This is a genomic window from Paracoccus sp. S4493 (assembly GCF_000967735.1).
GTDB lineage: Bacteria > Pseudomonadota > Alphaproteobacteria > Rhodobacterales > Rhodobacteraceae > Paracoccus > Paracoccus marcusii.
Map to the genome: position 1 here is coordinate 1 of NZ_JXYF01000407.1, position 278 is coordinate 278.

The window sequence follows — 278 nt, forward strand, 5'->3', positions numbered from 1 at the left end:
GGCCCCGCGTGGCGCGCGCCCCCCCCGCGGGTCAGGTCAGTCCAGCATCACGCTGTGGTTCTCGCTCAGATAGGTGCGGACCCATTCGCGGGCCTCGGGGTCGATGGTGGTCGCGACCTTGTAAAGATCGACGACCTCGTCGCCCACGGCCTGGTCATAATCGCCCAGCACCTCGCCCGAGCTGGCGATCAGCTCCGGATCCTGGACCGCGGCGGCGAATGCGTCGCGATAGGCCTGCACGATGTTCTCGGGCGTGCCGCCGGGCAGCATCGCGGGCT

The 278-nt window shown here is 69.8% G+C and carries 1 pseudogene; it reads right to left on the reverse strand.

Features of this window, described 5'->3' with window-relative positions:
* Positions 1–36: 36 nt before the first annotated feature.
* Positions 37–278 (reverse strand): annotated as a pseudogene (locus TW83_RS21480) (tricarboxylate transporter); the annotation flags it as partial.